The organism is Paenibacillus sp. MAHUQ-63 (assembly GCF_028765165.1).
Classification (GTDB): Bacteria; Bacillota; Bacilli; order Paenibacillales; family NBRC-103111; genus Paenibacillus_E.
In genome coordinates this window covers 219,291-234,201 of sequence record NZ_JARADB010000004.1, presented here as the reverse complement: position 1 = coordinate 234,201, position 14,911 = coordinate 219,291, and the positions used below count along the sequence as shown (strand labels likewise).

The window sequence follows — 14,911 nt, the reverse complement described above, 5'->3', positions numbered from 1 at the left end:
CTCTTCTGTTTTGTTTTATAAATACTTACAAAGCAGCCGGCCTAACCATAATCTCGCTGATTAACGTGTCATCAGGTTCATTAATAGCAAACGCGATAGCTCTAGCTATACTGAAAGGAGAAATCCCTTTGCCGCTTAGCTGACTGGCTATTGTCTGCACTTCCGGGCTGGTTATGCTGTCAAAAAGTTCGGTGTTCGTCAAACCTGGAGCAATCACAGTAGATCGGATACCCGAGGTCGCAGACTCTTCCAGACGCAATCCTTCCGAGATGGCTCTAACTGCGAATTTGGTGGCCGCGTATACGGCGGATGTCGGTGACACCTGATAACCCGATGTAGAGGACAGGTTAATGATGTGACCGGACTGCTGCTCCCGCATGGTTGGCAGTACCGCGGCGATGCCGTATAGAACGCCTTTGATGGGTATTGAAGGAATGGACAGCATTGTTAAAACCGACCGCCGCATTCTGAGAACCAAGCAATCTATTACGAAGGCGTTTCTAGCGCTTTTTTCGGAAAAGGATTTTGAGCAAATCACCATCAATGAGATCGCCGAGCGTGCCAATGTGAACCGCGGCACCGTTTATCTGCATTACAAAGACAAATATGACCTCTTGGACACATGTATTGAAGATCACATCAATGAGTTGATCTCATTGTGCAAGAATCGGGAGACTGATACGGTTAGTCAAGGGATGGTCCATGACCCCAAACCGGTTTTTGATTTTTTTCGCGACAATTCCCCATTTTTCTCTGCTATGTTTTCCAATCAAAGAGTCTTTCTGTTCCGGGAACAATTGCTCAATTTTATCTCCGTCAACCTGATGATGAAAATGAAAAGACACGACAACAAGCCCGATGTCCACAGTGAGTTAAAAGCTCAATTCATGGCCTCCGCTTTCATTGGCATTGTGGAGTGGTGGATCCGTCATCAAATGCCGCATTCCACACAATTTATGGCCGATCAGGTTCGGAATTTATTTGAGAAGAATCAAATTTATCCTGAGTAAGCATTATTAACGATTGCGCTGCCGCAGTACGACGCCGCTAATGCTTGAGGTATTTCTTTGATACACTACGCGAAATCCAATATCTTGCATAATCCCAAGGGACGGATCCAAGCGCTTACCGAAAACAGGAATATTTTTATTCGCATCTCATTGTTAAGTGTGTTATACTAGCAGACAAGAACATACATTCCCCTTTTTTTTATTCACATTCATCTTACAGTCAGAAAAGAAGGTATGAAATTCCGATGCAAGATCCTACGATTTATGAACGCCTGCGCGGCAAATACGCCGACGAGGACAGAGCCAAACTTCTTATGATCCAGCTGAAGACTTTACTTGAACAGAAGAAGAAGAGAAAATGGTACCACAAGCTAAGAGCGCCCAAAACACAACCAACCAGTTGGAACAACGACTAAGCCCAAATACAAAAGAGACTTCCGTCCAGCATTCGAATGAACGAACCGCTGAGAGAGGAAGTCTCTTCGCTTAATCATTTTTTCTTTTCTTCGAATAATACAAAACCCCGAGATAGTGAGCGCCTGTGAAGAGCGTCAGAATCCCGAAGAAGATCAGGAAACCACCCTGCCGATCGCGGAAAAAGAACTGCATGACGAACAGCGCGAGTGAGATTTCGCTCCATAGCAGCGTTCTTCTTTTCAGTTGTGTCAAATCGGCAGTAGATTTGCTAATTTTGCGTAGATTCATGAATGTGAGTCCCGCGAGTAAAATAATGCCGACGACGATTACCAGGATGTAGCTTGAATTGCCCGACATGCGACTCCCCCTAATTTCCTGTGCTTCATCACACTTTATCTTCTATTCATACTAAGATATTATATTTAAGATACATGGAAAGCCGCTAGATGTCTATTTGAAATCCAAAGAGAAGGAGTCTATCATGTCTACCATTCATTTTAAACCGTTGGAATCTTCCGATATTCCTGCCTTAATGGACATATATAACTATTTCGTGATGAACTCCACCGCTTCATTCCACACCGAACCCGTTGAGCTTAGCGAATTCACGGAAAGCGTTGTCCACACAAATCCTCGGTTTCAAACCTACGTCATTACTTTGGACGACGACGACGAGCTGCAAGGTTACGTGCAAGTGATGCCGCATAAGAAAAAGCAAGCTTATTCGACTACCGGCGAAGTAACCATTTATTTGCAGCCGTCTTGCGTTGGCAGAGGTGTCGGCTCAGCCGCCATCCAGTTTATTGAAGCATTTGCCAAGGAGCACGGCTTCCACTCTCTCATCTCAACAATTTGCGCGGAAAACAAGCCGAGTATTCATATGTTCTCCAAGAATGGCTATAGTCAATGCGCGCATTTCCGCGAGGTCGGCTTCAAATGGGGCAAGTTTCTCGATATTGTCACCTATCAGAAAATCATTTCTTAGTTAAGGCTCGAGCATCTGCCAGCTCAAACCTCCGTCTTTCGATCGCCACACATGCTTTGCATCCCAGAGCCATCCGATCGAAGAGGTAAGAAAATTGAGCTGCACACCGGCATCGGCCGGAAGGAACGCGGCGGGGAAAGCATGCTGGCTCCACGTTATGCCGCCATCCACCGTACGAAGCAGCAGCCTCTCCCACGGCTTCTCAGGGCTCACCAGATTCGATTGCAGGATCATGAATCCGTGTTCGGCATCTGCGAACGAGATGGCCTGTGGGGCCAAAGCTGTGGAGATTCCCCCCGCTTCCTCCCACGTTTCTCCATCCCGCATATGATAAAGCGTCGCCAACTCTTTGCGCTTACTAATCAACCACCCCTCATTGGGTGAAAGGAACGTCATCAAACCCTCTCCGGGGAGCGCAATGCGATTTGACGCCAGCCAAGTAATTCCTCCATCTTGGGTACGGAGCAACACAACCCCTTTATCGCTCTGTACAGCAATCAATCCCTTCTGACGATCAAAAAAACGAAAAAATGCCGTATTTGTACTTCCCTCTAAACCCGGCAAATTCTTAGCGATCACTTCCCAAGTCCGGCCGCCGTCGGCCGTTAAACGAAGTTCCGATTGCATACCCGCGAACTCGCTGGTGAGCATCCAACCGATTCGCGCGTCCAGAAAACTAATCGACGCCGTTGACTTTGCATCCGGCACCCCACGCTCATGCAACCAATTCATTCCGCCATCGCTCGTCCGCATGAACGGCGATGTCCCATTTTCCGGAGAACCCCATCCGTAACCATGGAGTTCATCAACGAAAACAATTCCTTTAGCTGGAGCGCTTGTAGCGGTTCTTTGTGATCCGTTTTTATCATGAATTTGTATGGTTTCTCCTGGAACGACCGCAAACTCCGTTGCTTGTTTGTCTTGCAGCGATTTCTTGCCGCCTGGTGAAGGTGTTGAGGATGTTTCATGAAAGCAGCCTGCACACAGTAACACGATGATCATAATCACCAGCTTTCTGTTGTTCAACAGCGTAATCATATCCTCACCCCTTTCCTGTCGGCTTTTGGTATATGTAATGACGGTCGGCGGCACGAAATAGTTCATGCCAAGCCTAGCTTTCCTTTATTTCACAGGATAGGATGCCCCTTCTTAACAGAAAATAGAGCATATTCACAATGCTCGGAGGGGAATTGCCATGACCAAATGGGTTTGGTCTGCTGCCATCGCATGCCTGCTAACGGCCGGCTGCGCTGTGCCCAAAAGCAAGCCATATCACGATCAGCATTCTGTACAGCACACACATGCAGATGATCAAGAGCTATCTGCATCGTCAAGCAACGATGAAAGCGTCTTTGACACAGAACCGCCGGCAAGTCCATCAGAAACACCCGTGCCAACACTTATACCGACATTAACACTTTCACCTGCGGCAACAGCCTTGCCAAAATCAGCGCCGACGGCAGCTACACCAAGTCCGACGCCCAAAGTATCTAAGAAATCAGCGCATCCCGAATCATCCAAGAAACCGTCTGTACCCGTCCAAAAAAATCAAGGCCAAGTCCGCATATCTCAGAAAAAGCTGACCCTTTCACAATTGGTTGCGAAATACCCGGACACCTTCAAACTGCGCGGCTCCAGCCAAGAGAAGAAGGTTGCCCTTACTTTCGATGACGGACCGGATACCCGTTTCACTCCCAAGGTGCTCGATGCGCTGAAAGCAAGCCAAGTGAAAGCGACATTTTTTGTTCTGGGGTCCCAAGCCAACACTCATCCGGATGTCGTGAGACGCATAGCCCGGGAAGGCCATGTCATTGGCAATCACTCCTACAGCCATGCCAATTTGCCGACACTCTCCGTGGACAAGTTTCAAGGCCAAATTATGAATACCGAGAATGTACTGCAGGGCCTCATCGGCTATGCCCCCAAATTAATTCGTCCGCCCTACGGCGCTATCAATGAGGAGCAAGTCAGATGGGTGGCTGATCATCATTATTTGATCGTGAATTGGAATGTCGATTCACTCGATTGGAAGTCGCTGAATGCCGATCAGGTGCTGCAGAACATCATGCAGCAAACGAAGCCGGGTTCGATTATCCTGCAGCACTCCGGAGGAGCGGAGAGTCAGGATTTGTCGGGTACCGTGCAGGCCATCGCCCCAATGATCGCCAAGCTCAAAGCAGCCGGCTACACGTTCGTCACCGTGCCTGAGCTGCTGCATGTAGCCAAAAGCAAATAAGCCGGAAGCGTACCCTTGGTACGCCCCGGCTTATTTGCTTATTCTTGCAGCTCCGCGAGCTTGGACTTGATCACTCGGATTTGCTGCAATTGAGCGGCTGCCTGCTCAGCGCTCCATTCGCCCTCACTTATTAGCTGAGCGAGCGTCAGTTCCAGCTGCCGCCTTTCGTTCGCCCGCGCAAGCTGCTCCGGCGTGCGTTCACTTCGCTGACTCGCTTCCGCATACTCATCGTAAGTGCCGTCGAAGAACGTCGGGCTGCGCTCCGCATCTAGCCACAGGAGCTTCGCCGCCACCTTGCGAATGAAGTAGCGGTCGTGCGAGACAATGACCATGGCGCCGGTGTAGTTCAGCAGCGCCTGTTCAATTCGTTCCCGCGAATCGATATCCAAATAATTCGTCGGCTCATCCAGCACCAGCAAGTTGGCGCCGCTGAAGAGCAGCTTGAGGAAGGCGAGCCGGCAGCGCTCGCCCATGCTCAGATCGCCGATGCGCTTGCGTACCTCCTCACCGGAGAAGAGGAAGCAGCCCAGAATCGTGCGGGCCTCGGTTTGCGTCATGCCTGGCAGCGCCAACATGCTGTCCAGCAAGGTTACTCCGTCATCGAGATGCTCGAGCTCTTGCGAGAAGTAACCGATTGACGCTTGCGGATGCTGCCGCACCTGACCGGCAGCGGGCTGCAGCTCGCCGACGAGCAGCTTCAGCAGCGTCGTTTTGCCGGTACCGTTCGGGCCGAGCACGGCCAAACGGTCACCACGATCAACGCTGAGGTTCAGCTCAGCGAACAGCTCGCGGTCGCCGTAACCGAAAGCGACCCGCTCCAGGCGCACTAGGGAGTGCGCCGCGAATTCACTTGCCCCCAGCTTCACTTTCAGCTGGGCCGCTTCCCGCGGCTTCTCCACGCGGTCCGCTTCCAAGCGCTCGAGCTCCTTCATTTTCGCGTTCATTCGCGAAACATGCGTGCCCGCCCGGGCTTGGAAATAAACGCGCTGTATCGGCACTTCCGCCTTGCTGGCACTTTTCTCGCCTTTGTGAAACCACTGCCGATACGTGCGTATGCTCTCCTCCAGCTGCTCGCGCATGCGCTGCTGCTTCCTGTAAAGCTGCTCCTGCGTTCGCAGCTCCAGCTCTTTCTGGCGGGTATAATCCGTGTACCCGCCCCGGAACTTACGACTGCCGGTTGACGTCAGCTCAACAAGAGAGGTCGCCACGCGGTCCATGAAGTGGCGGTCATGCGAAACGAAGACGACCGTACCTGGATAGGCGCGCAGCCAGGCCTCGAGCCATTCCAGCGAGGCCGCGTCGAGATGATTCGTCGGCTCGTCGAGCAGTAGCAGCTGCGGCTCCAGCACCATCAGACGAGCCAGTTGAGCTCGCGTCTTCTGTCCGCCGCTCAACTGGCCAAGCGGCTGTTCCCACAGCTCACGGCCGAGTCCGAGCTCCAGCAGCTTGCGTTCCACCTGAACTTCCCAGCGGTAGCCGTCCAGCTGCATATACCGCTCTGCCGCCTCTTCATAGGCAGCGAACACGTCTTCCATTTCCGCAGCCGATACATCCTGCATGCATGTCTCCAGCTCCTTTAATCTGCGTTTCGCCGCGCTATGCTCCGGACTGCCCTCCTCCACATAAACAAGGGTGATCTTCTCCTCATCCTCCTCCGACAGTTGGCCCATCCATCCCCACTGCTCCAGTGGCAGCCTCCGTTCCACGTTTCCTTTCTCGGGTTCCAGCTTGCCGGCCAGTACGCGAAGCAGAGTCGTTTTGCCCACACCGTTGCGCCCATAAATCGTTATTCGTTCGCCGGCACTCACTTCAAAGCCCACATCTTCAAATAAGAGCCTCCCGGCAAACTCCTTCTTCACATTCATTGCTTTTATAAGTAAAGTCATAGACTCATCTCTCCTTTTTTTAAACAAATCAAAAAAACCGTAAGCCAGAGCCTACGGTCAGGAAGAACAAGTCATGAATAAAGTATGCGCAAAGAAGCCTCCGGATGGAGTCTTATCCTTTAGACATACGTATCCCACTCGCTCTACCCAAATGCACGTAGAGTCTGCTTGTAAACGAATATTTTCGTTAGAGCAGAAGAGTTAGGCTACATGATCCACATCGTCTAAGGATACCTCCGAATTCTTCAAGATGATGGTTCCATTATAACACCTCGGATCTTTATCGCAATGGAACGAATGATTATATTCATTTTATCGTTTTGCCAATTAAAAAAGCCGCGGAACCTAAAGTTCCACGACTTCTTAATGTTGTAGCGGCTCAGTTGACGCGGACTTCTTGCAGTCAGCACAATAGCCGAATATTTCGAAACGGTGGCTCTGAATCTCAAAGCTCTCCGGCAAATCCTTGACCATCTTCATCGGGCAAAATTCGAAAGTCACCGTCTTCTCGCAGCTCACACAGATCATATGATGATGATGATGGTTTAAACAGCTGGCTTTGAACTTCAAACCATCTGCCAAATGAAACTGTTCAAGAACGCCCATTTCACTCAACAAACGAAGGTTCCGATAAACCGTATCAAAACTCACACCCGGATATTTGACTTTCATGTATTCATAAACGTCTTTCGGCGATAAATAACTTCCGGATTCCGCGAATAATGTCGCCAAACTTCTGCGCTGCTCGGTAATTCTCCAGCCTTGCTGGGCCATGGCCTTTAGCATCTCGTCAATCGTGTGCGTATGAGTGCCCACTTGCATTACCCCTCTGTCATAAAATGTTCTACTCTCATAGTGCAGCAAATCGACCACCTGCGTCAAGTGGCGAGCCACGCTTCTCACTTGAATTTGAACTATTTATTATCTTTTTTTTACATAAATTGGTTCAGTCTAGCGGGAGCATAATCTCTTTCAGGCCCCCTTCTTAGCACTATCCCTTTAGCTCAGTCACTATCTACAGACTCCGCCATGCATCTTCCAAGCCTTCTCCACTCCACTCTGTCACAAAAAAACAGTTGCACAAGGAACACATGTTCGATATACTATAAACAAGAACAAACGTTCCTTCCAGGAGGTGTCTTCTTGGACAATCTATTCCAACTTTCTTCCATTTGTACCCTTGAGCAGCTTCAGCAGCAATTCCCCACCGAAGAATCTTGCATCGATTTCTTCTACCATATGAAATGGCCTTCAGGGTTCGTTTGTCCTCATTGCTCTCATACACAAGAGTATTTGATTCGTACGCGTCGGCTTCCTCTTTTCGAGTGTCTTCGTTGCCGCCATCAAACCTCTCTAACCGCCGGCACCATCATGGCAGGAAGTCGCACTTCTTTACATAAATGGCTAACGGCTATTTTCTTGGTATCTCGAACAGAACAAGGCATTAACGCCGTCGCACTCTCCCGGATCATTCGTGTGACGTACAAAACGGCCTGGCTCATCCTGCACAAAATTCGTCAAGCCATTCATATAGCGGACCAAAGCATTTTACTTTCCGGTACCACCCAAGTAAATACGGCAGTCTACGGAAGACCCTATAATCCTTATTTTCGCAACCATCCCAGCCAACACTTCCTCTTGGCAGGCTCCTCACTTAACGATCAAGGCGAAACCTCCTATCTCAAAATCAAACTCGTATCCACTTTGCATGTTCGTAACAAAATGCTTCAACGAGCCGCAGCCACAGCTTTCTCCAAACAACATATCGAGTCAACTGCAGCTAACGTAGAGTTTGTTACCGGGCGTTTTCACCCCAAGCGTTTCAGACATCTCCTTGCATATGCTGCTCAGGCAGGTAAGTTCATTAATGACACTTTTCATGGTATCGGCAGGAAACATCTCCAACTGTATTTGGATGAATTCTGCTTCAAAATCAATCTCTCCTTGCAGCATCTTCCCATCTTTCAGCACTTGACCCGCTTATGCGCGAATCCTGGACGCGTTGTAGCGCAAAACATGGTGGCGCTCAAACCCGCCCTCTCCAGCGGACTGCCCCAGCCTTTCCAGCCGTCACCGCCGCTTTCATGAGAAGTACGTCTCTTTGCCTCTTTGCCATTACCAGACTAAGTCTCCAACCTGTTTTGTGTACTTTACTTTGACCTGAAACATACCTTCCATGTCGGTATAGCATGCTACTTCGTAGCGACCAAGGCAGCTCGCAATTCACACAATATTTTTGTGCTAAGAAGATTCGGTCTGCATTTCACTTCTACGCCTCTAGTGCGTCAGCTCTCTGCTTCTGGTACGTCTGCTCTCAGCCTCTGGTGCGTCTGCTCTCATTCTGAGTCATCGGGATAGTGCCCAGAAGGCCGAAGAACCGGAGGTTACACGAGTCGTCAAGCAGAGACCTCCTTTGCAAACCAAAAAGAATCCACGGCTTCAAGCCGGGATTCATTTGAATATTTATTGGGCAGCCGTTTCTGTCATAGCTTCCAATTGAAGCAATGCTGAGCGTACGGCGTCCTTGGAGAAATTTTCTCCAATGAATACGGCGACGTCAGGTACCTCGCCCTTAGGTGTAATTTTAACGAAATCCATTTCCCTGTACGCATATTGGAATAGGAAGCGGCTTGACGTATCGGAAAAGCTGAGAATACCTTTTGCGCGGTATACTTCTTGAGGAAGCTTGCTGACAAACTCCTCGAAGGCATTGCTATCTACAGCCCGTTCAAAAAAGTGCGTATACGCCATTACATGACTGTGGGACTGGTGGTGGTGATGGTGATGATTATGGTCGTGGTCGTTATTATGGTTATGGTCATGGTCATGGTCATGACTATGGTCATCGTGGGTATGGTCGTGACCGTGGCCGTGATCGTGCGCATGCTCTGCATCGACTGTTGACTGTCGATCAGAAGGAGCAGGGATCGTCTCGTTCTCCAGTTCTTCAAGCAGGCTCATTTCGATTTGACTAAAGACTGTAAAGTTAACGGTCGCATACGGATTCCACTCACGCACAAGGGCATCCACTTCCTGAAGTGCTTGGCTGTCCAGCAAATCCGTTTTGTTCAGGAGCAGCAGGTTGGCTGTACGGATTTGGTCTTGCATGAGGCGGTAAGTCTTGCCTCGGCTAGTCCGGCTTAGCTCCAGCAGGTGAGGGGCATCGACTACGGTGATAAGCGCTCTGAGCTCTACAGGTATGATCAGGGAAGCGTCTGTCACTTCATCGATAATTTCCATCGGGTTCGCGATGCCCGTAGACTCGATGAAAATTATGTCGGGCCGCTCTTCGGTTACTAGCTCATTGAGAGCTGTCGCCAAATCGCCCCGGCTCGAGCAGCAAATGCAGCCACCCAGCAGCTCAGACATCGGTACTTCACCGGCCAGCAGCTGACCGTCCAAATTCACCTCGCCGATTTCATTCATGATGACGGCGGGCTTGCGTCCCGCTTCGGTGAAGTGGTCGATCGCTCTTGTTAATAAGGTCGTTTTACCGCTGCCGAGGAAGCCGGATAAAATATACACGGTAACTCTTTTAGTTGCAACCAAATGTCTCTACCTCCGCTCTGTCGTAACTTCGAAATTGGTGGATAGAATCGGCCATTTCCCGACGTGCTGAACGAGAAAAGGAAATAGCTTCACCCACAGCAAGCTGTTCGTCGGTTCCGCCGGTTTGAGCGGAAGCTCTAATCGGTCATACAAAATACTTGCCGCTTCTTGGGCCAGGGCTAAAGCGAGATCGGCAGGAGACGATAAGCTTACGGTTTCCAAGCGCGGAAGATAGTGTTGACTGACGGATTCCGATAAGCGATGCTCGGACAAGTTGCTTGAAGCCATAACCTCCCCCATCCCCAGGCTTACGAGGCGAGCGATGCCTTCGTCGAATGCATACGGGATGCAGTAAATTTCCAAGGCTAAAGCCGCTATGTAAATCTCTTTGATAAGCTCATCTTCTTTTTCCTGCGTAAGTACAGGGTCTTCCAAATAGGCGGCAGCGGCCGGCTTCATTGTATCCCAGCTATTTTCAATGCTTTTCATCGTAAACTGCAGCATGGCGGCTGCCAGTTCTGTTGGGGTAATTGTTTTTTTGTCTGCTTCTTGCATGTCGACTACTCCTCTTCTTTCTCGTTGCTTTTGAAATGAATGACTAACTCAATAATTTCCGAACGGCTGCCTAGCCGGATCGGTGGCCCCCACGTACCGAAGCCGGAGGAGACGATCGCATGCAGCCTCCCCTTGCGCATGTAACCCCAATCAAGCTCAAAAAGCCTTCCTGTTATAAAATGGTTCGGCGCGATTTGCCCTCGATGGGTGTGCCCTGACAGCATGACATCCGCTCCGGCTTGTTCCGCCTTATCCAAATGATAAGGTTGATGGTCCAGCACAATAATAGGCTGATCCGGGTCTGTTCCCGTCAGCAGTTCCTTCAGTTCTTTACGTCCTCCGGCCATTCGCTCGGACGCCTTGTCTTTTCGGCCGGCGATGTACATCCGATCCTGAATATGGACGACTTCGTCCATGAGCACGCGTATGCCGATTCGGTTCATTTGTTCCACAAAAGCAGGAATGTGGCCGCCTATGTATTCATGATTGCCGAGTACGGCATAAATGCCAAGCGGAGCTTGAAGCTCCCGCATGGTCGTACCCATATCATAACGGATAAACGGCCTAATATCATCATCAATGACATCCCCAGGCAGAAGAATTAAATCGGGCTTTAAGCTGTTCACATGCTTTACTAATTTGCGCAGATGGCGGTTGCCGACTATGGAACCCAAGTGGATGTCCGATGCGACGGCGACACGCAGTTGGTTCCAGTCTCCCGCTTGTTTGGGAACGGTAAGCTCATACTTCCTCAGGATAGGACTCCGTGCATTGTAAGAACCTCGCAGCATGAGAAGTACCATAATTGCTATGGCCAACCATCCCAGGAACGGAATGTAGGTCTGAGAAGACACGCCTGCCAGATGGAGCACTCCTGCCGCCAGGTCAGTCAATGGCAGCAGCAAAAAACCGAACTGCATAATGGCGAACCAATAGGAACCGATTATTTTCAATACTCTGGATGCGGCCGCCGGCAGCGCTTTGGAGCCTGCCCATGCCAGCAAATACGATAAGGCAACGACCCAGAAAACAGGCCAATACCATCCGGCATGAAAGAAATGACCGAGTTGATTCGACAGAAAAACTTGACCGTGCCAGCCAATGTAACCGTTGAGGCCGAGTACAATGGCCAGTATAAGTGTGATGCTAAGAAGCGCGCGTATGCTCATGTCAATCTCCTATTCTTTGTTACGATTCCGCCTACAGCAGCAGACTTAGCGGCTCGATGCACAATTCATCGTCGTTGCGCACATTGCCTACCCGGCTCGAAACGGGGTAGGCGAACATTTCATCGGAAGAATACGGCTTCAGCAGCGGAAGCAGCGTCTCCGGATTCGTTATGCTGCGGTCGAGCCAAACCGATTCCGCTTCCCTCGGCAAAATAACCGGCATCCGCTCATGAATATCCGCCATCATTTCATTGGCTGCCGTCGTAATCACCGTACATGTCGATATGCGCTTGCCCTCCGGAGAGGTCCATGTATCGTACAACCCCGCCATGCTAAAAACTTCCTTGCTGCGCAGCATGATGCGCATCGGCTGCTTATGCTTGCCTGTTCCTTTCCAATCGTAGAAGGAGTCTGCCGGAATGAGACAGCGCTTGCGCTCAAACGGCTTGCGGAAAGCCGGCTTGTCCGCAATTGTTTCGGCCCGCGCATTCAGCATCTGGTAGCCCAGCTTCTCGTCATTCGCCCATTCTGGAACAAGCCCCCAGCGCAGCTCGCCCAGCTTGTTCTTCTCTCCGTCATGGACGATAGCCATGACCTGCTGCCCAGGCGCCACGTTGTATTTGGGACTGTATCTCGCTGGATATTTGTAATAAGTATCATACCGCAGCATTAGCTCCTCTAACGTTACGGTTATGGTATAACGTCCGCACATGGCCGCACATCCTCTGCCTGATAGTTCTTTAAGTCCACTTGTAACTCTCTCCTCCATTATGAGAAAAAGTAATACTCCCGTCAATTCGCACAGCCCGATGGAGGTCTCCATCGGGCTGCCGGCTGCAACATCTGTTTGTTCCTGATCCTATTGCGGTCTACGTGACGGGATTGTCTGCCTTTTTGTACACGCTAGCGACTAGTTGATCGATATAGCGGGCCGTTCGCACGCTCATTTCGGCGCGCATGTAATCTTTGGCGATGATCAGCGCGTCTTCGTGTCCGCGACAAATGTACCGGTAGTGAATGGCGCGGTCATTCTTCTCCTCTTCGAATAATTGAATGCTTCTGTGCATCATTTTCGTTTTCGTTTCGCTGAAATCGGCTTGAATTTGGGCAGCGAGCAGGTAAGTGACACGCGAGTACAGCTGTCTGAGCGTTTCGGCGGATCGCCCGATCTCATCGGCTTTTCTTTTGATCATCCCGTGCATGAAGGGCAGCAGTACATAATCGCGCATAATGCCAATATCCTCCGCCGTAGGACGATTCGCCGGAGCATGACGGTCGCTGCGCTGGTTTTGCAGCGCTTCGCGGTGCTGGGGCAGCATCATCCTGCTTGATTCCCACAAGCCGTTCTTTTCCAGTTTCTTGCTCATTTATAGTGCCCCCCGATTTTGAGCGCTCTGTTCTGTGCCTGACCGGCTGCTGTGAGCGAGGAGGCGCGGACAATCGCCGAATTCCCGAATCGGTCCTTGATGCTGTCCGTTACCTTCTCAAGCGCCCGCGCCTTAATCTGATCCTCAAAAAGCGTAAGCTGATACGTATCGTCGTTGACGAACTGACTTAGCATCACACCGGCGCGGCGGACAGGCATCGTGTCCCAGAATTTGTAGAAAAGCTTCTTGACGGCTTGAAATACGGTGCCGGTATGATTCGTCGGATCCGGCATCTTCATCTGCCGCGAGAAGCCTGTCGGGGCGTCAAACGGGCTGCACATGCAGCTGACGGTAACGATCGACGCCATGTATCCCTTGCGCCGGCAGTCCCGGCAAACTTCCTCGGTTAGCTCGAGAAGGATCGTATCTACCTCGGAAGACTCCGCGTAGTCCCTCGGCAGCGTCATCATATGACCGATGGACTTCGGAGGCGTATCGAACGTGCCGGGCGTGACCGGACTATCGTCCAAGCCGTTCGCCGTACGCCACATCACCTCGGCATGTATATCCGACTGTTTGCCGAAGCGCGCGCGGAACTTATCCTTGAGCACCGGAAGCGGCGTTCTTGCCACATCGCCGATCGTGTACATGCCCAGTCTGGCGAAATGTGCGGTCATTCGCGAACCGACGCCGAACATTTTGCTTACCGGCTGCTCCCATAGGTTCGCTTCTACAGCCGGAGGGCGCAGCGTATATATGCCGGTAGCGTTTTTCTTGGCCCAGATGTCGGTGGCGATTTTGGCCAGTATTTTATTGGAGCTGATGCCGATGCGTACCTTCACGCCCGTTTGCTGCAGCACCTTGCGCTGAATGGTTTGGGCTATCGTATCCGGATCTCCGAATATAGGCAGGCTAGCCGTAACGTCAAGAAATTGCTCATCGATACTGAAAACTTCGACGAGATCGGTAAATTCTTCGTATATTTTGGTAATCATAAGTGAAACGTCAATATAATGCTGCATCCGCGGACGCATCACAACCAGATCCGGGCACTTCTTCAGCGCCTCACCCAGCCGTTCGGCCGTGGAAACTCCATACGACTTGGCAATGGGACAAGCAGCTAGAATGATGCCAGATCTCATGGCAGGGTCGCCTGCGACCGCCACCGGCTTATCCCTACAACCCGGATGATCGGCCTTCTCTACGCTTGCGTAGAAGCTCTGACAGTCCGCCAGGAGTATCGTTCGCTCCTTTCCTTTGCTCACCGTAATCCCCCCCGCATATTCATCAGCATAGTCATCAGTTCGGCCTTGACCAAGCTGCGCAGCATCGTGAAATGATGGATATAGCCTCGGACTTTATACTCAACGTTAATACCTAATGCATTCGTTTCGGTATGAATCACTTTAATATCCCTTTTCTTCATCATGCTCTTGATGTGTTGTAATTGAGGGTAAATGGCGTTCTCCACCTCTCTGAGGTAAAAAAGAATATGATTATACACAATTTTGTCCTTATAAACCTTGAGCTCCTCCATATCTCTTGCTAGCATATCGAGCAAAATGGGCAGCAGCGTGTATTCCTTGATGATTTGAACATCCTCTTCTGTCTCGACTCTTGCATGAGCACTCATATTTGTCACCACCATATGCGAACATATATTCGTGTTATTTATTATATACCGAACATGTATTCGTTATGCAAGCAATTTTTTCTGGAAATAAAAAACACCGCCTA

General features: G+C 50.4%; 17 protein-coding genes. 5 read left to right on the top strand and 12 right to left on the bottom strand.

The window, feature by feature from the left end:
- Positions 1–25: 25 nt before the first annotated feature.
- Positions 26–445 carry an SDR family oxidoreductase gene (locus PUT07_RS24260; protein ID WP_274471227.1) on the bottom strand — a complete coding sequence of 140 codons (420 nt, stop codon included), beginning with the start codon at positions 443–445 and terminating at the stop codon, positions 26–28.
- On the opposite strand from PUT07_RS24260, the gene PUT07_RS24255 reads away from it, so the two are divergent.
- A complete protein-coding gene (locus PUT07_RS24255) occupies positions 435–1,010 on the top strand; it encodes a TetR/AcrR family transcriptional regulator (protein ID WP_274471226.1) in 576 nt (191 codons plus the stop codon). The two genes, PUT07_RS24260 and PUT07_RS24255, sit on opposite strands and share 11 nt — an antisense overlap.
- A gap of 245 nt (positions 1,011–1,255) precedes the next feature.
- A complete protein-coding gene (locus PUT07_RS24250; protein ID WP_274471225.1) occupies positions 1,256–1,426 on the top strand; it encodes a hypothetical protein in 171 nt (56 codons plus the stop codon).
- A gap of 70 nt (positions 1,427–1,496) precedes the next feature.
- On the opposite strand, the gene PUT07_RS24245 is transcribed toward PUT07_RS24250, so the two are convergent.
- On the bottom strand, positions 1,497–1,784 hold the full coding sequence (locus PUT07_RS24245; RefSeq protein WP_274471224.1) for a hypothetical protein: 288 nt from the start codon (positions 1,782–1,784) through the stop codon (positions 1,497–1,499).
- Positions 1,785–1,908: 124 nt separating this feature from the next.
- On the opposite strand from PUT07_RS24245, the gene PUT07_RS24240 reads away from it, so the two are divergent.
- A complete protein-coding gene (locus PUT07_RS24240) occupies positions 1,909–2,412 on the top strand; it encodes a GNAT family N-acetyltransferase (protein ID WP_274471222.1) in 504 nt (167 codons plus the stop codon).
- On the opposite strand, the gene PUT07_RS24235 is transcribed toward PUT07_RS24240, so the two are convergent.
- Complete coding sequence (locus PUT07_RS24235) at positions 2,413–3,516, bottom strand: WD40/YVTN/BNR-like repeat-containing protein (protein WP_274471221.1); 1,104 nt, start codon at positions 3,514–3,516, stop codon at positions 2,413–2,415.
- A gap of 91 nt (positions 3,517–3,607) precedes the next feature.
- Between PUT07_RS24235 and PUT07_RS24230 the strand changes: the two genes are divergently transcribed.
- Positions 3,608–4,648 carry a polysaccharide deacetylase family protein gene (locus PUT07_RS24230; RefSeq protein ID WP_274471220.1) on the top strand — a complete coding sequence of 347 codons (1,041 nt, stop codon included), beginning with the start codon at positions 3,608–3,610 and terminating at the stop codon, positions 4,646–4,648.
- Between the two features lie 38 nt (positions 4,649–4,686).
- Here the strand turns inward: PUT07_RS24230 and abc-f are convergent, their stop codons facing one another.
- On the bottom strand, positions 4,687–6,534 hold the full coding sequence (abc-f, locus tag PUT07_RS24225; RefSeq protein WP_274471219.1) for a ribosomal protection-like ABC-F family protein: 1,848 nt from the start codon (positions 6,532–6,534) through the stop codon (positions 4,687–4,689).
- 363 nt (positions 6,535–6,897) lie between these two features.
- On the bottom strand, positions 6,898–7,356 hold the full coding sequence (locus tag PUT07_RS24220) for a Fur family transcriptional regulator (RefSeq protein WP_274471218.1): 459 nt from the start codon (positions 7,354–7,356) through the stop codon (positions 6,898–6,900).
- A 321-nt stretch (positions 7,357–7,677) separates the two neighbouring features.
- On the opposite strand from PUT07_RS24220, the gene PUT07_RS24215 reads away from it, so the two are divergent.
- Entirely contained in the window at positions 7,678–8,622 is a 945-nt protein-coding gene (locus tag PUT07_RS24215; RefSeq protein ID WP_274471216.1) for a transposase, read from the top strand.
- A 375-nt stretch (positions 8,623–8,997) separates the two neighbouring features.
- Here PUT07_RS24215 and PUT07_RS24210 read toward each other — a convergent pair whose 3' ends face one another.
- From PUT07_RS24210 to PUT07_RS24180, 7 genes are all read right to left on the bottom strand, one after another.
- Entirely contained in the window at positions 8,998–10,083 is a 1,086-nt protein-coding gene (locus PUT07_RS24210) for a CobW family GTP-binding protein (protein WP_274471215.1), read from the bottom strand.
- Positions 10,084–10,089: 6 nt separating this feature from the next.
- Complete coding sequence (locus PUT07_RS24205; RefSeq protein WP_274471214.1) at positions 10,090–10,638, bottom strand: hypothetical protein; 549 nt, start codon at positions 10,636–10,638, stop codon at positions 10,090–10,092.
- 5 nt (positions 10,639–10,643) lie between these two features.
- Positions 10,644–11,807: a metallophosphoesterase gene (locus PUT07_RS24200; protein WP_274471213.1), complete on the bottom strand. Its 1,164-nt coding sequence runs from the start codon at positions 11,805–11,807 to the stop codon at positions 10,644–10,646.
- 31 nt (positions 11,808–11,838) lie between these two features.
- Entirely contained in the window at positions 11,839–12,519 is a 681-nt protein-coding gene (locus PUT07_RS24195; RefSeq protein ID WP_274471212.1) for an SOS response-associated peptidase, read from the bottom strand.
- A gap of 157 nt (positions 12,520–12,676) precedes the next feature.
- Complete coding sequence (locus PUT07_RS24190; protein WP_274471210.1) at positions 12,677–13,174, bottom strand: hypothetical protein; 498 nt, start codon at positions 13,172–13,174, stop codon at positions 12,677–12,679.
- Positions 13,171–14,439 (bottom strand): DNA polymerase IV, encoded by a 1,269-nt coding sequence (locus tag PUT07_RS24185; protein ID WP_274471209.1) that lies wholly within the window; start codon positions 14,437–14,439, stop codon positions 13,171–13,173. The genes PUT07_RS24190 and PUT07_RS24185 overlap by 4 nt, the downstream gene beginning before the upstream one ends.
- Positions 14,436–14,807 carry a hypothetical protein gene (locus PUT07_RS24180; RefSeq protein WP_274471208.1) on the bottom strand — a complete coding sequence of 124 codons (372 nt, stop codon included), beginning with the start codon at positions 14,805–14,807 and terminating at the stop codon, positions 14,436–14,438. Before PUT07_RS24180 ends, PUT07_RS24185 begins: the two co-directional genes overlap by 4 nt.
- Positions 14,808–14,911 lie beyond the last annotated feature (104 nt).